The following is a 15,813-nucleotide window of genomic DNA, read 5'->3' as shown; positions in this document are numbered from 1 at the left end:
ATCTCCACCACGGTATCATCGAGGATTCCATGGTCGTCCCTACCTCCCTGAGTCTACCGATGTCCGCTGCCCAATTGCGCTTTGGCCTGGCCGCCAACCGGCTGCACCACGAAACTCCCGATGCCGCGCTGTTTACCTGGCTGCGCGCGTGTTCCGGCACGATACGCGAGCTGGGCGTGCAGTTGCACACCGTCGGCCGCACCCATGACGCGATCGTGCGCGAGGGCATGCTGCAGGGCTACGGCGGGCTGATCCGCTATCCCTACGGCCGCGAAGGCGGCCTGATGAAGCTGGTGGCCCGGGTGACGGAAGGGCGTGACGGGCAGGCGCCGTTCGACGGCGCGATCTACCTGATCGATCCCGTCGACCCGTCATCGATTTTTCCGGAAGCGCTGGCGCTCAAGCGCCAATGCATCACGCACGGCCGTCCGTTCATCTCGACGCTTGCGGGCGCCATCGAATGGATGGAAGTCGAACGCGTCCATGCCGGCTTGCCGCCGGACGTCTCGGCTTCGCGCCATTTCAACTTCACCGGCCAGACGGTGGCGCTGATCGCCCACGATGCGCTCAAGGACGAAATGGTGGCGTTCGCCAGCGAGCATTTCGACGTGCTGTCGCGATTTGCGCGGCGCGTGGCCACGGGTACCACCGGCGGCCGCTTGAACGAGCTGGCCTGGTCGCGCGGCTGGCCCAAGGATACGCCCTGGGTGCACCGTTATCTCAGCGGGCCGCTGGGCGGCGATGCCCAGATTGCGGAGCTGGTGCTGGAACACCAATGCCAGCGCGTGATCTTTTTCGAGGATCCGCATGTGGCGCGCCAGCACGAGGCCGACATCCAGCTACTGGAACGCGCGGTGCGCGTAGTGACCGAGTCCGCCACCTGCGCCACCTCGCCGACGGTGGCGCGGCGCTGGGCGCAGGCGGTGGAAAAGCGCGTCGTTTGAGCTCTATTCGCCCTTGAACTGCGGCGCGCGCTTCTCGCGGAACGCGCGCACGCCTTCGGCGAAGTCCGCGCGCGAGGCGCTGTCCAGGAAGCGCGCGGTCTCTTCGGCCAGCTGGGTTTCCAGCGCGGCGTGTTCGGCCGAGCGCAGCAGATCCTTGGCCCCCGCGATGCCGTGCGGCGCGTGGCGGGCGACCTCAAGCGCGTAGCCTTGCGCGGCTTGCGCGAGTTCTCCGGCAGGGGCGGTGCGCGTGACGATGCCCCAGGCCAACGCGTCGCTGGCGGAGAAGGCGTCGTGCCGCAGCAGCAGGTCCAGCGCGCGGCGGGCGCCCAGCACCCGCGTGAGGCCATGGGTCATGCCGGCGTCGGGCGTCGCTCCAAGCTTCAGGTAGGCCGTCATGAAGCGGGCGTCGGCGTCGGCGATGGCCAGGTCGCAAGCCAAGACCAGCGACAGGCCCGCACCCGCGGCGATGCCGTGGACCTGCGCAATCCAGATCTTGTGCATGCGGGCAATGCGCGCAATGAAATCGTTCAATGGCGTGAACAGGTCCAGCAGGGTGGCGCGCACCAGGGCGGGTTCGCCCGTGAACATGCTGATGTCGCCGCCGGCGCAAAAGGTCTTGCCGGTGGCGCGCAGCAACACGGCGCGGATGTCGTCGCGCGCTTCCAGCCATTGCGCGGCGCGTTGCAGGTCCTGCGCCATCGCCACGTCGATGGCGTTCAGCGCGTCGGGGCGGTTCAGCGTCACGGTCGCGATCGCGCCGTCGGTTTCCAGGAACAGGGTCTGGAAGGCGGGGTGTTCTTGGGTCATGGCGAGTCTCCGTTATCGGGTAAGTACCAACTGTCGATCCAAAAACCGCGATGCTATGGTCTGAACCGAGCGCTTGCTTGGTTTTCTTTTAAGCACGCTTAGCGTAACGCATAGAACGATTTTCCGGCGCTGTACTGGCGTAGGTAAAGACAGGTTCGTTGCATCTCCTGCCTCGCGGGTTCGCCAGACCGACGTCGATAAAAAACTTCGCATGTAAAGGCGAGGAGACAAATGGTGGATCAGTCCGACAGCCCTCCCTTGCTGGAGGTGGATGGGGTCACGCTGGCGTTCGGCGGGGTCAAGGCGCTTACCGGGGTGGGCTTTCGCGTGGAGCCCGGCTCCATCACCACTGTCATCGGCCCCAACGGCGCGGGCAAGACCTCGCTGTTCAACACCATTTCCGGCTTCTACCGCCCGGCGTCAGGACACATCCGGTTCCAGGGACGCGACATCACGCGCGTGGCCGCGCCCGAACGCGCCAAGCTGGGCCTGGCGCGCAGCTTCCAGAACATTGCGCTGTTCCGCGGCATGACGGTGCTGGACAACATCAAGCTGGGCCGCCACGCCCACCTGCGCACCAACGTGCTGGACGCCTTGCTGTATTTCGGGCGGGCGCGCCGCGAAGAGATGGCGCTGCGCGCCAACATCGAAGAACGCATCATCGATTTCCTGGAGATCGACCACATCCGCCACGCGCCGGTGGCCGCGCTGTCCTATGGCCTGCAAAAGCGGGTGGAGCTGGCGCGAGCGCTGGCCATGGATCCCAAGGTGCTGATGCTGGACGAGCCGGTGGCGGGCATGAACCGCGAAGAGACCGACGACATGGCGCGCTTCATCCTGGACGCGCGCTCCGAATGGGGCGTAACGGTGCTGATGGTGGAGCATGACATGGGCATGGTGATGGACCTGTCGGACCACGTGGTGGTGCTGAACTTCGGGCAGGTGATTGCCGATGGCACGCCGGCGCAGGTGCAGGCCGATCCCCAGGTCATCCAGGCTTATCTGGGCGCGGGCGACGTGGGCGACCTGCGCCGCCGCCTGCGGGAGGCGGCCTGATGGACATGCTGTTCTTCCTGGAAGTCACGCTGGCCGGGCTGGGCAGCGGCGGGCTTTATGCGCTGGCGGCGCTGGCCTTTGTCATCGTCTACAAGGCGACCCGGGTGGTGAACATCGCCATCGGCGAGTTCCTGATGCTGGGCGCCTACGTGTTCTATGCCTTCGCCACCGGCATGGAATGGCCGATCTGGCTGGCCATCGTGGGCGCGGTGGTGGTGTCGGGCGCGCTGGGGGCGCTGGTCGAGCGGCTGACCATCCGTCCGATGTTGGGCGAAGCGCCGATCTCGGTATTCATGATCACGGTGGGGCTGGCGTCGATCCTGGTGGGCGTGGTCGAACTGATCTGGACGGCGGACCAGCGCCGCCTGCCGGAATTCATGCCGCGCTCGCCGGTGATGATAGGCGAGGCCTTCGTCGCGCCCAAGGTGTTCTACGGCTTCTGGGTGGCGGTGGTGCTGGCGCTGCTGGTGCTGGTGGTGTTCCGCTATTGGCGCGGCGGGGTGGCGCTGCGCGCAACGGCTTCGGACCAGGGCGCGGCTTACGCCATGGGCATCAACGTGCCGCGCGTGTTTTCGCTGGCCTGGGTGGCGGCGGGCGCGCTGGCCGCGGTGTCGGGCGTGATCGTGGGCGCCATCGGCGGCATTTCCTCGTCGATGGGCGTGTTCGGCCTGTCGGTGCTGGTGGTGGTGATCGTGGGCGGCCTGGACAGCGTGGCGGGCGCCCTGGTGGGCGGCGTGTTCATCGGCCTGCTGGAGGCCTGGGCGGGCGCCTACATGGGCGGCGAATACAAGTTGCTGGCCACTTTCATCGTGCTGGTGGTGGTGTTGATGGTCAGGCCCTATGGCCTGTTCGGCACCCGTGAAATCGAGAGGCTCTGACCGATGCGCATCGCGACTGCCAAGCAGACTTATCTTGCGGACGAAGCGCTGTTCGACACCCGCACGCAGAAGGCGTGGCTGGCCTTGCTGGCCGCGTCCCTGGCCATGTTTCCCTTCGTGGCCGACGCCTATTGGCTCTATCTGGCCTGCCTGGTGGCCATCAACGTCGCCAGCGCCACGGGGCTGAACATCCTGACGGGCTATACCGGCCTGGTCAGCCTGGGGCAGGCCGCCTTCATGGGACTGGGAGCGTACACGGTCGCGGTGCTGGAGCAGCGGCTGGGTACGCCGGTGCTGCTCAATCTGGTGGCCGGCGGACTGGTGGCGATGCTGGGCGGCCTGCTGGTCGGCATTCCGTCCTTGCGGGTGAAGGGGCTGTACCTGGCCATTGCCACCATTGCCGCGTCGTTCATCGCGCACTTCATCTTCGCCAACTGGCAGTTCACGGGCGGCACGACCGGGCTGCAGGTGCCGCCGGCGCGGGTGCTGGGCGTGGACCTGGACACCTCGTTCAAGATCTACTGGCTGATCGTGCCGGTGACGGCGCTGATGGTGCTGGGCGCGGCCAACCTGTTCCGCACGCGCATCGGCCGCGCTTTCATCGCCATCCGCGACCGCGACATTTCGGCCGAGGTGCTGGGCATACGCCTGCTGCGCTACAAGCTGCTGTCGTTCGGTCTGTCGTCGTTCTATGCGGGCGTGGCGGGCGGCATGTGGGCCTATTTCTTCCGGGTGGTCACGCCCGAGAGCTTCCCGCTGATCATGTCGATTTTCTTCCTGGCGGCCATCATCGTGGGCGGCATGGGCACGATCCTGGGTTCCATCCTGGGCGCCATCTTCATGACCATGGTGCCGGAACTGCTCAAGCTGATCGTGGGTTGGCTGCCGGTGGGCGGCGACGCGCTGCGCCTGATTTCGCCGGTGCGCACCATTGTTTTCGGCCTGCTGATCGTGGGCTTTCTGATCTTCGAGCCGCACGGGCTCGCGGAAATCTGGCGGCGCGTGCGCCGCTACTTCCACCTCTGGCCTTTCCGTACCTAGCCATGGCGGCGGCCATCCATAAGACCCTCAGGAGACTAACCATGAAGCGCATCCGGATCGGCAGCGGTTTATCGAGGTTGTTGGCCCCCCTGGGCCTGGCGGCGGCCCTGGCGGCGGCGCCAGCCGCGCAGGCGGCCGAGGACCTGGTGCTGGGCGGGTCCATCCCGCTGAGCGGGGTGTTCGCCTTCGCCGGGCAGGGCATCCATGCCGGCATCACCGACTACGTGAAGATCGTCAATGATCAGGGTGGCGTGAAGGGCCGCAAGCTGCGCTACGTGCCGGAAGACACCGCCTACAAGGTGGATGCCTCGGTGGCGGCCTTCAAGAAGATCACCAGCCAGAACAAGGTGAACTTCTACTACGGCGACTCCACGGGCTTCTCCAAGACCATCAACGCCGAGCTGAACCGCACGGGCGACATCCTGATGACCGGCGCGTCCTTCGCCACGGAACTGAACGATCCGGCCAAGTATCCCGCCCAGTTCATGCTGGGACCCGACTATACGGAGATGTTCGGCATCCTGCTGCGCTACATCGCCAAGGAACAGCCCGGCGCCAAGGTGGCTTTCGTGTATTCGGACACGGAGTTCGGCCGCGATCCCATCGCCAGCTCGCGCGCGGTGGCGGAAAAGCTGGGCCTGAAGGTCGCGACCGAGATCATGACGCCGCCGGGCAGCGTGGACGTGTCGACCGAGGTCATCAAGCTGCGCCGCGCCGATCCGGACTACACCATCTTCCACGGCTACGTGCTGGCGCCGATTCCCGAATTCGTGGGGCAGGGCAAGCGCATGGGTCTGAAGACGCGCTACATGGGCACGTTCTGGACCATGGACAACTCCACCGTGATGCAGATGGGCGAGGACGCCGAGGGCTTCATGGGCGTGATGCCGTACCGCTACTACTACGATACGGCGGCCGACGCGCCGATGCTGAAGAAGATCCGCGAGATGCGTCCGCAATACCAGAGCACCGGCTACATGCAGGGCTTCCTGGCCGCCATGCTGTTCACCGAAGTCGCCAAGCGCACGCTGGACGCCGGCAAGGAGCTGACCAGCGCCAACATGAAGGCGGCGCTGGACGGCATCAAGGACTTCGATACGGGCGGCCTGATCGGCGTGCCGATTTCCATCAAGGGCAATTCGATCCCGGTGGGGCGGATCTATCGCGCTGACGTGAAGCAGAAGCAGATGGTGCCGGCATCCGACTGGATCGTGCTGAAGTGAGGCGGCCGTGAACCCTGGACATGGCGCGCATGCCGCGCCGCCCGCAGCGGCGGTGCTCGATATCAACAATATCGAAGTCGTCTACAACAAGGCGGTGCAGGTGCTGCGCGGCTTGTCGCTGTCGGTGCCCGCCGGCAGCATCGTGGCCCTCCTGGGCAGCAACGGCGCCGGCAAGTCCACCACGCTGAAGGCCGTGTCCGGCCTGCTGGACCTGGAGGATGGCGCGCTGGTGCGCGGGCAGATCGTCTTCAACGGCGGCGACACCGCGGGCGCCAGGCCGCAGAACCTGGTGCGCGCGGGGCTGGCGCACGTGATGGAGGGACGCCGCGTATTCGAGGACCTGACGGTGGAGGAAAACCTGGTGGCCGCGACCTATGCCCTGACGGGCAGGCCGGGGGCGAAGGTCGACTTCGATCTGGTCTATGGCTACTTTCCGCGCCTGTTCGAGCGGCGCCGCGGCCTGGCAGGCTACCTGTCGGGCGGCGAACAGCAGATGCTGGCCATTGGCCGCGCGTTGATCGCGCAGCCCAGGCTGATGCTGCTGGACGAGCCCTCGCTGGGACTGTCGCCGATGCTGGTGGAGAACATCTTCTCCATCATCGCCCGCATCAACCATGAACAGGGGGTGTCGATGCTGCTGGTGGAGCAGAATGCCTCGGTGGCGTTGGCGGTGGCGCATTATGGCTACATCATGGAGACCGGCAAGGTGGTGATCGACGGCAGCGCCGAGAAGCTGGCGGCGGACCCGGACGTGCGCGAGTTCTACCTGGGCGTGGGCGGCACGGGCGAGGCCCGCGGCTTTCGCGACATCAAGCACTACAAGCGCCGCAAGCGCTGGCTGTCATGATGGACAAGCACATGGATATTCCTGGAGCTTCGGCGCAGGCGTGGCCGGCCCTGACGCTGCCGCAGATGCTGCGTGAACAGGCCCGGCGCCAGCCCGCGGCCATCGCCATCCGGCAAAAGGACTTCGGCATCTGGAAGCCCATGACCTGGGCGGAATACTGGAGCCGGGCCTGCCGCGTGGGACTGGGCCTGCGCGCCCTGGGACTGAGCGCGGGCGGGCGGGTCGCCATCGTCTCGGAAAACCGCGTGGAATGGCTGCTGACGCAGATGGGCGCGGGCGCGGTCGGCGCGGTGGCGGTGGGCGTGTATTCCACCAGCCCGGCCGAGGAAATGGGCTACGTGCTGGAGCACGCGGACGTGGAACTGGTGGTGTGCGAGGACCAGGAGCAGACCGACAAGGTGCTGCAGGTGGCGGACCGGCTGCCGCTGTTGCGCCGCATCGTCATGATGGAGACCAAGGGCCTGCGCTCCTATGCGCCCGCCGAGCGCGAGCGCATCGTGACCTACGCCGAGATCGAGGCCGAGGGGGCGCGGCGCGAGGCGGCCGAACTCGCTGCGTTGAACACGGCGCTGGACGGTCAGCGGCTGGACGACACCGGCCTCATGATCTATACCTCCGGCTCGACCGGCAAGCCCAAGGGCGCGATGCTGAGCTACGGCAATATGCGCGGCGTGGCGCCGGGCATCGCCGATCGGCTGGCCATGGACGGCAACAGCGTGCACCTGTCCTACCTGCCGCTGTGCCACGTGGCCGAACAGATGCTGTCCACCTTCGTGCCCATCTACCTGGGCGCGCAGGTGAATTTCGGCGAATCGATACGCACGGTGCAGGAAGACCTGCGCGAAGTCGCGCCGACGATCTTCCTGGGCGTGCCGCGCATCTGGGAAAAACTGCACGCCGCCATTTCGATCAAGATGCAGGAAGCCGGGCGCCTGCAGCAATGGCTTTACGGACGCGCGTTGGCCGCCTGCACGCCGTTCCTGGAAAAGTCCCCCGCGCAGTACAGCCTGCGCGAGCGCTGGACCCGTTGGCTGTGGTACTGGCTGGTGCTGCGAGCCTTGCAGAATTTCATCGGGCTGCGGCGGGTGCGCGTGGCCATGACGGGCGCGGCGCCGATCTCGCCGGACGTGGTGCGCTACTTCCGCACGCTGGGCGTGCCGCTGATCGAGGTCTACGGGCTGACGGAGTCCGCCGGCATGATCTTCGGCCAGCATCCTGACCGCGTGAAGGTGGGCACCGTGGGCGAACCGATCCTGGGCGTGGAGTGGCGCATGGGCGATGCCGGCGAGTTGCTGGTGCGCGGCGATATGGTGTTCCAGGGCTATTACAAGAACCCGGAAGCCACCGCCAACACCGTACGCGACGGCTGGCTGTACACCGGCGACGTGGTGGCTGAAGACGCAGGGCGCGTGCGCATCGTGGACCGCCTGAAGGACATCATGATCACGGCGGGCGGCAAGAACCTGACGCCTTCCGAGATCGAGAACGCGGTCAAGGGCAGCCCCTACGTCAAGGAATGCATCGTGATCGCGGACGGCAGGAAGTACGTGTCGGCGCTGATCCAGCTGGAGTTCGACACGGTGGGCAAGTGGGCCGAGTCGCGCCGCATCGCCTTCACGCATTTCCGCTCGCTGGCCGAATGCGCGCAGGTGCGCGAGCTGGTGCAGCAGGAAGTCGCGCGCGCCAACGCCGGCCTGGCGCCGGTGGCGCAGATCAAGCGCTTCCATCTGCTGACCAAGGAACTGGACCATGATGACGGCGAAGTGACCGCCACCATGAAAGTCAGGCGCGCCAGCATCTACCGCAGCTATGCGGACGAGATCGAAGCGCTCTATGTTGAGGAGACGACGGCATGAATGAAGCCGTGATCGTGGAAGCCGTGCGCACCCCCTTCGGACGGCGCGGCGGATGGTGGACAGACACGCGGCCGGACACGCTGCTGGCAGAAACCGTGAGGGGCCTGTTGGCGCGGGCCGGACTGCCAGGCGCCCAGGTCGAGGACCTGATCGCGGGCTGCGTCAGCCAGGCGGGCGAGCAGGGCGCCAATATCGGCAGGCTGGCCGCCATGCTGGCGGGCTTGCCCGAGAGCGTGCCGGGCGTGGCCCTGAACCGCATGTGCGGATCCAGCCAGCAGGCGGTGCATTTCGGCGCGCAAGCCATCGCCGCGGGCGACATGCGCTACGTGGTCGCGGGCGGCGTGGAAAGCATGAGCCGGGTGCCGATGTTCCTGGACGTGACGCTGGGCCAGGGCGAGTTCCGCGGCTTCGAAGGCTTGAACCCGGCCCTGCTGGAACGTTATCCCTTGATCCACCAGATCGAGAGCGCGGAACGGATCGCGGAGCGCTGGCAACTGTCCCAGGCCGAGATGGACGAATGGGCAAGGGAAAGCCATGCGCGCGCCTGGAGCGCCGCGCAGGCCGGCCGCCATGCCGAGCTGCTGCCGGGGCCGCGGGCCGATGCCGGGCGTGACGAAGGCATACGCGAGAAAACCGACCCCGACCGCATGGCCGCCATGGCGCCGGCGCTGCGGCCGCCGGGACAGGGTGGCGTCACCGCCGCCAACGCCAGCCAGCTCGCGGACGGCGCGTCCGCGGTGCTGCTGGCGGATCGCGACACCGCGCTGTCCGACGGCTTGCGGCCCCGCGCGCGTTTCCTGGCCCGCGTGGCGGTGGGATCGGACCCGGTGCTGCAGCTGACGGGCGTGATCCCGGCGGCGCGGCTGGCGCTGGCGCGCGCCGGCCTGAGCCTGGAAGACATGGACTGGATCGAGATCAACGAAGCCTTCGCCAGCGTGGTACTGGCCTGGCAGCGTGAACTGGGCGCCAATCTGTCGCGCGTCAATCCCTGGGGCGGGGCGATCGCGCATGGGCATCCTCTGGGCGCGACGGGAGCCGGCCTGATGGCCAAGATGCTGGCCGGGCTGGAAGCCACCGAAGGCGAGCTGGGCTTGCAGCTGATGTGCATTGGCCACGGCATGGCCACGGCGACCATCATCCAGAGGCTGTGACCGGATATGGAGAAACTGCGGGAGGCCGCGCAAGGGCGGGACGAGGGTTCGGAGTCCGAACGCCGACGCGAGGTGATCCTGACGGCCGGGCAGCTATTCTGCAAGCACGGCTATGAACGCACCACCGTGCGCGAGCTGGCGCGGGCGGTGGGCCTGCAGTCCGGCAGCCTGTTCCATCATTTCCGCAGCAAGGAGGAGATCCTGGTGGCGGTGATGAACAACGGCATTCAGGAAGTGATAGACGACGGCGAACGGGCGCTGGCGCGCTACCAGGCGCCGGCGGACCGGCTGGCGGCGCTGTTCCGCGTACACATGTGGAGCATGCTGCACGGCGCGGGCGGCGATGCGATGAACGCGCTGGTCTACGAATGGCGCAGCCTGTCCGCGCCCAGCCGCGCGGCCGTGAAATCGTTGAGCGACCGCTACGAAGAAATGTGGCAGGACGCGGTGGCGGCAGCGGTCGCGACGGGGCTGCTGCAAGGCGACGCGCGCGTCATCAAGCGCTGCGTGCTGGGCGCGATGAACCTGACAGTGCAGTGGTACAGGCCGGACGGCCGCTTGCGGCCCGCCGAGTTCATCGATGCGATGCTGCAGGCTTCGCTGCCGTCGCTGCCGGCGGGAGCCGGCAAGTGGCCCGAATAGGCGAGCCGCAGGGCCGGGAGTTCAGCCCCGGCGCTTGAGGAACGCGCCCACGGCGCAGACGACGGCCAGCGCCAGCAGGCTGCCCGCCACGGGCAGCAGGAAATCCACCTGGCCATGATAGCCGCCGCCGGTGACGCCGCCGGCCACGCCGCCCGCCCACAGCAGGAAGGTCATGAGCGAAGCTGCCACCGAGAGCGCCGCGGCGATGCACAGCGCGATGAACACCGGCCGGCGCGGCCGCGCCGCCGGATAGGAGGAATAGGGCTGGCCGCCGCGGGGCTGTTTGATCCAGTAGATCAGCCCCGCCACGACCAGCAGCAGCATCAGGATCTTGAAGATCATGATGCCAGCGCCCCTTTAGTCTTCACGGCGCAGGTGCGGGAAGAGAATGACGTCGCGGATGCTGGGGCTGTCGGTCAGCAGCATGACCAGGCGGTCGATGCCGATGCCGCAGCCGCCCGTCGGAGGCATGCCGTATTCCAGGGCGCGGATGTAGTCCGCGTCGTAATACATGGCTTCCTCGTCGCCGGCGTCCTTGGCTTCGACTTGCGAGCGGAAGCGTTCGGCCTGGTCTTCGGGATCGTTCAGCTCGGAGAAGCCGTTGGCGATCTCGCGGCCCGTCATGAAGAGCTCGAAGCGCTCGGTGATGCCCTCGCGGGTATCGGAGGCGCGCGCCAGCGGCGAGACTTCCACCGGGTAGTCGATGATGTAGGTGGGGTTCCAGAGCTTGGCTTCGGCGGTCTCTTCGAACAGCGCCAGTTGCAGCGCGCCCAGGCCGGCGCGCGACAGCACCGGGCCGTCGGCATCGGCGCCCAGCTTCTTGAGTTCCGCGCGCACGAAGGCCGGATCGTCCAGTTGCGCCTGGGTGTAGCCCGGCGCGTACTTGAGGATGGCTTCGCAGATGGTCAGGCGGTCGAAGGGCTTGCCCAGGTCCAACTCGCGTTCCTGGTAGGTCAGCACGGCGCTGCCGGTGGCCGAGATGGCGGCCTGGCGGATCAGCTCTTCGGTGAAGTCCATGAGCCAGCGGTAGTCCGCAAAGGCCGCATAGAACTCCATCATGGTGAATTCAGGATTGTGGCGCGGGCTCACGCCCTCGTTGCGGAAGTTGCGGTTGACTTCGAAGACGCGTTCGAAGCCGCCGACGATCAGGCGCTTGAGGTAGAGCTCGGGCGCGATGCGCAGGAACATTTCCATGTCCAGCGCGTTGTGGTGCGTGACGAAAGGCTTGGCCGCCGCGCCGCCCGGGATCGGGTGCAGCATGGGGGTTTCCACTTCGAGGAAGCCCGCGTTCAGCATGAATTGGCGGATGCTGCCCACGGCCTTGCTGCGCGCCTCGAAGGTGCGGCGCGTGGCGTCCGTCATGATGAGGTCGACGTAGCGCTGGCGGTAGCGCAGTTCCTGGTCGGCCACGCCGTGGAACTTGTCGGGCAGCGGGCGCAGCGACTTCGACAGCAGGCGCGCGCTGGCGGCGTGCACCGACAGTTCGCCCTTGTTGGTCTTGAAGACCGACCCTTCGATCGCGATGATGTCGCCGATGTCCCATTGCTTGAACGCGGCGTAGCTGTCTTCGCCCAGGGTGCCGCGGTCCAGGTAGATCTGGATGCGGCCGGTGCTGTCCTGCAGCGTGGCGAAACTGGCCTTGCCCATGACGCGCTTGAGCATCATGCGGCCGGCAACCTTGACGGTGACAGGGTTGGCGGCAAGGGCTTCCTGCTCCTGGCCGTCGTACTGGTCGTGCAAGGCGGCGGCGCGGGCGTCGGGTACGAAGTCGTTGGGGTACGCGACCCCGGTTTCGCGCAGTTTGGCCAGCTTGGCGCGCCGTTCGGCGATCAAGCGGTTTTCATCCTGGGCGGGCGCCGGAGTGGTCGAGTGGTCGGTCATGGTCGGGGAATCAGTCGTAATTGCGGATGTCGTCGATCTCGGTAGTGCCGAAATCTTCGCGATCCAGGTAGGCGAGGATGCGGGAGGCCACGTTGGCGGGCGAGGACAGCTTGCCGGTCGCGTGGAACTCCTGGAACTTGGCCAGCGCCGGGAAGCTTTCCGGATCGCTGGAACGGATGGCGACTTGCATGTCGGTGTCGACGATGCCGGGGGCCAGCGCGACGATGCGCGCGCCGTCGGCGCCTTGCTCGGCCTTGACCACGCGCGAGTACATGTCGAGCGCAGCCTTGGTGGCGCAGTAGACGCCCCAGCCGGCGTTCGGGTTGCGGCCCGCGCCGGAGGAGATGTTGAGCACGCGGCGGTCGGCCTTGAGGTCTTCGACCGCGGCCAGGAAGCGCGCCGTGAGCAGCATGACGGCGCTGACGTTCAGGTTGAAGGCGGCGGTGATGGCCGCGCCGTCGACCAGCGCGTCGGTGCCGGCGATGGGGTGCACCGTGCCCGCATTGTTGATCAGCAGATAGCGGCTGGCATCGCGCGGCAGCGAAGCGCAGATGCGCTGCGCCACCGATTCAACGGCGTTCAGGTCCGACAGGTCCACGGACAGCTGTTCCAGCTGGACGTCCTGCGCACGCGCATAGGCGGCCAGTTCGGGATCTTCGCGGCGCGCCAGCGTGATCAGGCGCGTGCCCGGTTTGGCCAGGCCGCGCGCCATGGCGGCGCCGATGCCGCGCGAAGCGCCGGTAAGAATTGCGATGGTGTCGGACATTCGTGAACCTCTGGATGCGTTGAGGGGAGTATCGCGAAACTTAGATGCCTTGCTTCAGGCTGGCCTGGATGAAAGGATCCAGGTCGCCGTCCAGCACTTTCTGCGTGTTGGAAATTTCAACGTTGGTGCGCAGGTCCTTGATGCGGCTCTGGTCCAGCACATAGGAGCGGATCTGATGGCCCCAACCCACGTCGGTCTTGGAGTCTTCCAGCTTCTGCTGCTCGGCCATGCGGTTGCGCATTTCCAGTTCGTAGAGCTTGGACTTCAGCATCTGCATCGCTTCGGCGCGGTTGCGGTGCTGCGAGCGGTCGTTCTGGCACTGCACCACGATGCCGGTGGGCATGTGGGTCAGGCGCACGGCCGAGTCGGTCTTGTTGATGTGCTGGCCGCCCGCGCCCGAAGCGCGGTAGGTGTCCACGCGCAGGTCGGCGGGGTTCACTTCGACTTCGAAGGACTCGTCGACTTCCGGGTAGACGAAGACGCTGGCGAACGAGGTGTGGCGGCCGCCCGAGGAGTCGAACGGGCTCTTGCGCACCAGGCGGTGCACGCCGGTTTCGGTGCGCAGGTAGCCGAAAGCGTACTCGCCTTCGATCTTGATGGTGGCGGACTTCAGGCCCGCGACGTCGCCTTCGGATTCTTCCAGCACTTCGGCTTTGAAGCCCTTGCGCTCGGCGTACTTCAGGTACTGGCGCAGCAGCATGGAGGCCCAGTCCTGCGCTTCCGTGCCGCCGGCGCCTGCCTGGATGTCCAGGAAGCAGTTCAGCGGATCGGCCGGATTGGAGAACATGCGGCGGAATTCCAGCGCTTCCAGCTTTTCCTGGAAGGCGTCGGCGTCCTGCTCGATGGCTTCGAGGGTGGCGTCGTCGTCGTCGGAGGCCGCCATTTCGAACAGTTCGTTCGAATCGGACAGGCCCGTACCCAACGCCGTGAGCGTTTCCACCACGTCTTCGAGGGCTTTCTTTTCACGGCCCAGGTCCTGGGCGTGCTTGGGGTCGTTCCAGACCGCCGGGTCTTCGAGCTCGGCGTTTACGACTTGCAGGCGTTCGGCTTTGGCATCGTAGTCAAAGATACCTCCGTAGAGCCTGTTCGCGCTCCGCGTAATCGGCGAGGCGGGCTGCGAGCTGGTTCTGACGTTCGGCTTCCATGATGATCCTGTCCTGATGACTTTTGTGCGAAACCAAACATTTTACCGTGCTTGGGCCAAGTGCGCGGCCGCGTTGGCGGGAAGGGGGACGGATCGCGAGCGGGCGGTTTCCTGGCGTGGATCCAAGTTGTTCAGTTTTTTGTCAAGCCGGGGGTTCTAGGCTGCGTATAAGCGGTCCAGCCGTTCCTGATCGGGAGGGCAGGGCCGCAAAGGCGCCGGCCCAGCCGGCCTATCCCGCCGAGGAATGGAGACATAGATGGACAATACGATGGCCCCCGGGGTTTCGCCGGCGATCCCGGCGTCTGAGGAAGACCGGATCTACCGCAAGGTAGGGTGGCGGCTGGTGCCGCTGCTGGTGGTTTGCTACGTCGTGGCCTACCTGGACCGCGTGAACGTGGGTTTCGCCAAGCTGCAGATGCTGCAGGAGCTTCAGTTCAGCGAAACGGTGTACGGGCTGGGCGCGGGTATTTTCTTCATCGGCTACTTCATTTTCGAGATTCCCAGCAACATCATCCTGCACAAGGTGGGGGCGCGGATCTGGATCGCGCGCATCATGATCACCTGGGGGATCATCTCCGCGTGCATGATGTTCGTGACCAGCGTGCACATGTTCTACATCCTGCGCTTCCTGCTGGGCGCCGCGGAAGCCGGGTTTTTCCCCGGCATCATCCTGTACCTGACCTACTGGTACCCGGCGGCACGGCGCGGCCGCATCACGACCTTCTTCATGACCGCGGTGCCCATGTCCGGGCTGATCGGCGGGCCGATCTCCGGCTGGATCATGAGCACGTTCCATGGCGACCATGGCCTGTCGGGCTGGCAATGGCTGTTCCTGCTGGAAGGCATACCTTCGGTGTTGATCGGGGTGCTGGTGCTGATCTATCTGGATGACCGCATCAACAAGGCCGAATGGCTGACCGCTACGGAAAAGGCGGTGCTGATCCGCAACATCGCGGCCGAGGAACAGCAGAAGGAAGACCCGCCGATCCGCGCCGCGCTGGCCAAGCCGCGCGTCTGGGCGATGTCGCTGATCTACTTCTCGTTCGTGATGGGGCTTTACGGCGTGGGCTTCTGGATGCCGACCCTGATCAAGGGCACGGGGGTGCAGAGCCCGCTGGCCATCGGTCTGCTGACGGCGGTTCCCAACCTGTTCGCCGTGATCGGCATGATCCTGATCTCGCGCAACTCGGACCGTCTCCGCGAACGCCGCTGGCACGTGGCGCTGCCCGCGCTGTTCGGCGCGCTGGGGCTGCTGTTCTCGGCGATCTGGAGCGGCAACACCGTGCTGGCAATCGTGGCGCTGACGGTGGCGAACATCGGCATCTGCACGGTGCTGCCGCTGTTCTGGAGCCTGCCCACCGCCTTGCTCGGCGGCACGGCGGCCGCGGCCGGCATCGCGCTCATCAACTCGGTGGGTAACCTGGCGGGCTTCGTCAGCCCGTACCTGGTGGGCTGGTTGAAGGACATGACCGGCACCACCAACACCGGCCTCTACATGCTGTCGGGCTGCTTGGCGGTGGGGGCGCTGGTGGTCCTGGCGCAGCCGGCGAAGCTGGTGAACAAGTAGGATGGATGGA

The 15,813-nt window shown here is 66.4% G+C and carries 15 protein-coding genes; 10 read left to right on the top strand and 5 right to left on the bottom strand.

Annotated elements, in window-relative coordinates; translation table 11 throughout:
• Nucleotides 1-59: 59 nt before the first annotated feature.
• On the top strand, nt 60-944 hold the full coding sequence (locus ACM1PE_RS15840) for a methylglyoxal synthase (protein WP_419343766.1): 885 nt from the start codon (nt 60-62) through the stop codon (nt 942-944).
• A 3-nt stretch (nt 945-947) separates the two neighbouring features.
• Here the strand turns inward: ACM1PE_RS15840 and ACM1PE_RS15835 are convergent, their stop codons facing one another.
• Nucleotides 948-1,751: an enoyl-CoA hydratase-related protein gene (locus tag ACM1PE_RS15835; protein ID WP_059373522.1), complete on the bottom strand. Its 804-nt coding sequence runs from the start codon at nt 1,749-1,751 to the stop codon at nt 948-950.
• Nucleotides 1,752-1,982: 231 nt separating this feature from the next.
• Between ACM1PE_RS15835 and ACM1PE_RS15830 the strand changes: the two genes are divergently transcribed.
• From ACM1PE_RS15830 to ACM1PE_RS15795, 8 genes are read left to right on the top strand one after another with little or no spacing between them, the layout of a single operon-like run.
• Nucleotides 1,983-2,807: an ABC transporter ATP-binding protein gene (locus tag ACM1PE_RS15830; protein ID WP_419343765.1), complete on the top strand. Its 825-nt coding sequence runs from the start codon at nt 1,983-1,985 to the stop codon at nt 2,805-2,807.
• Nucleotides 2,807-3,685 carry a branched-chain amino acid ABC transporter permease gene (locus ACM1PE_RS15825; protein WP_054456130.1) on the top strand — a complete coding sequence of 293 codons (879 nt, stop codon included), beginning with the start codon at nt 2,807-2,809 and terminating at the stop codon, nt 3,683-3,685. The genes ACM1PE_RS15830 and ACM1PE_RS15825 overlap by 1 nt, the downstream gene beginning before the upstream one ends.
• A 3-nt stretch (nt 3,686-3,688) precedes the next feature.
• Nucleotides 3,689-4,726: a branched-chain amino acid ABC transporter permease gene (locus ACM1PE_RS15820; RefSeq protein ID WP_118932681.1), complete on the top strand. Its 1,038-nt coding sequence runs from the start codon at nt 3,689-3,691 to the stop codon at nt 4,724-4,726.
• A 41-nt stretch (nt 4,727-4,767) separates the two neighbouring features.
• A complete protein-coding gene (locus ACM1PE_RS15815; protein WP_059373517.1) occupies nt 4,768-5,949 on the top strand; it encodes an ABC transporter substrate-binding protein in 1,182 nt (393 codons plus the stop codon).
• Nucleotides 5,950-6,001: 52 nt separating this feature from the next.
• On the top strand, nt 6,002-6,796 hold the full coding sequence (locus ACM1PE_RS15810) for an ABC transporter ATP-binding protein (protein ID WP_054456135.1): 795 nt from the start codon (nt 6,002-6,004) through the stop codon (nt 6,794-6,796).
• Nucleotides 6,793-8,652, top strand: a complete 1,860-nt coding sequence (locus tag ACM1PE_RS15805) for an AMP-dependent synthetase/ligase (RefSeq protein WP_059373515.1) — start codon at nt 6,793-6,795, stop codon at nt 8,650-8,652. Before ACM1PE_RS15810 ends, ACM1PE_RS15805 begins: the two co-directional genes overlap by 4 nt.
• Nucleotides 8,649-9,803, top strand: coding sequence for a thiolase family protein (locus ACM1PE_RS15800; RefSeq protein ID WP_419343764.1), 1,155 nt, complete (start codon nt 8,649-8,651; stop codon nt 9,801-9,803). Before ACM1PE_RS15805 ends, ACM1PE_RS15800 begins: the two co-directional genes overlap by 4 nt.
• Nucleotides 9,804-9,809: 6 nt before the next feature.
• Entirely contained in the window at nt 9,810-10,445 is a 636-nt protein-coding gene (locus ACM1PE_RS15795; protein ID WP_419343763.1) for a TetR/AcrR family transcriptional regulator, read from the top strand.
• A gap of 21 nt (nt 10,446-10,466) precedes the next feature.
• Here ACM1PE_RS15795 and ACM1PE_RS15790 read toward each other — a convergent pair whose 3' ends face one another.
• From ACM1PE_RS15790 to prfB, 4 genes are all read right to left on the bottom strand, one after another.
• A complete protein-coding gene (locus ACM1PE_RS15790) occupies nt 10,467-10,787 on the bottom strand; it encodes a preprotein translocase subunit TatB (RefSeq protein ID WP_419343762.1) in 321 nt (106 codons plus the stop codon).
• 15 nt (nt 10,788-10,802) lie between these two features.
• Nucleotides 10,803-12,326 (bottom strand): lysine--tRNA ligase, encoded by a 1,524-nt coding sequence (lysS, locus tag ACM1PE_RS15785; protein ID WP_059373507.1) that lies wholly within the window; start codon nt 12,324-12,326, stop codon nt 10,803-10,805.
• Between the two features lie 10 nt (nt 12,327-12,336).
• Entirely contained in the window at nt 12,337-13,092 is a 756-nt protein-coding gene (locus ACM1PE_RS15780; RefSeq protein WP_059373504.1) for an SDR family oxidoreductase, read from the bottom strand.
• 40 nt (nt 13,093-13,132) lie between these two features.
• Nucleotides 13,133-14,237 (bottom strand): peptide chain release factor 2 gene (gene prfB / locus ACM1PE_RS15775; protein WP_118932677.1). Its coding sequence is split into 2 segments (ribosomal slippage): nt 13,133-14,155 and nt 14,157-14,237, totalling 1,104 coding nucleotides; the frame shifts between segments, so codons are not numbered across the junction.
• A 255-nt stretch (nt 14,238-14,492) separates the two neighbouring features.
• On the opposite strand from prfB, the gene ACM1PE_RS15770 reads away from it, so the two are divergent.
• The gene (locus ACM1PE_RS15770) at nt 14,493-15,803 is read left to right on the top strand and encodes an MFS transporter (protein WP_419343761.1); all 1,311 of its coding nucleotides are present in this window, start codon (nt 14,493-14,495) and stop codon (nt 15,801-15,803) included.
• The last annotated feature ends 10 nt before the right edge of the window (nt 15,804-15,813 follow it).

The organism is Achromobacter sp. PD1 (assembly GCF_048541815.1).
In the GTDB taxonomy this organism is placed as follows: domain Bacteria; phylum Pseudomonadota; class Gammaproteobacteria; order Burkholderiales; family Burkholderiaceae_B; genus Achromobacter; species Achromobacter bronchisepticus_A.
Note: the sequence above shows the minus strand (reverse complement) of the source record. Positions and strands in the feature narration are given on the sequence as shown.

What these genes read in the sequence shown, in the direction of transcription:
- ACM1PE_RS15840 (WP_419343766.1), top strand. Translation starts at nt 60, where the DNA reads ATGTCCGCTGCCCAATTGCGCTTTGGCCTGGCCGCCAACCGGCTGCAC.
- ACM1PE_RS15825 (WP_054456130.1), top strand. Translation starts at nt 2,807, where the DNA reads ATGGACATGCTGTTCTTCCTGGAAGTCACGCTGGCCGGGCTGGGCAGC.
- ACM1PE_RS15815 (WP_059373517.1), top strand. Translation starts at nt 4,768, where the DNA reads ATGAAGCGCATCCGGATCGGCAGCGGTTTATCGAGGTTGTTGGCCCCC.
- ACM1PE_RS15800 (WP_419343764.1), top strand. Translation starts at nt 8,649, where the DNA reads ATGAATGAAGCCGTGATCGTGGAAGCCGTGCGCACCCCCTTCGGACGG.
- ACM1PE_RS15835 (WP_059373522.1), bottom strand. Translation starts at nt 1,751, where the DNA reads ATGACCCAAGAACACCCCGCCTTCCAGACCCTGTTCCTGGAAACCGAC.
- lysS (WP_059373507.1), bottom strand. Translation starts at nt 12,326, where the DNA reads ATGACCGACCACTCGACCACTCCGGCGCCCGCCCAGGATGAAAACCGC.
- ACM1PE_RS15795 (WP_419343763.1), top strand. Translation starts at nt 9,810, where the DNA reads ATGGAGAAACTGCGGGAGGCCGCGCAAGGGCGGGACGAGGGTTCGGAG.
- ACM1PE_RS15780 (WP_059373504.1), bottom strand. Translation starts at nt 13,092, where the DNA reads ATGTCCGACACCATCGCAATTCTTACCGGCGCTTCGCGCGGCATCGGC.
- ACM1PE_RS15830 (WP_419343765.1), top strand. Translation starts at nt 1,983, where the DNA reads ATGGTGGATCAGTCCGACAGCCCTCCCTTGCTGGAGGTGGATGGGGTC.
- ACM1PE_RS15820 (WP_118932681.1), top strand. Translation starts at nt 3,689, where the DNA reads ATGCGCATCGCGACTGCCAAGCAGACTTATCTTGCGGACGAAGCGCTG.
- ACM1PE_RS15805 (WP_059373515.1), top strand. Translation starts at nt 6,793, where the DNA reads ATGATGGACAAGCACATGGATATTCCTGGAGCTTCGGCGCAGGCGTGG.
- ACM1PE_RS15770 (WP_419343761.1), top strand. Translation starts at nt 14,493, where the DNA reads ATGGACAATACGATGGCCCCCGGGGTTTCGCCGGCGATCCCGGCGTCT.
- ACM1PE_RS15790 (WP_419343762.1), bottom strand. Translation starts at nt 10,787, where the DNA reads ATGATCTTCAAGATCCTGATGCTGCTGCTGGTCGTGGCGGGGCTGATC.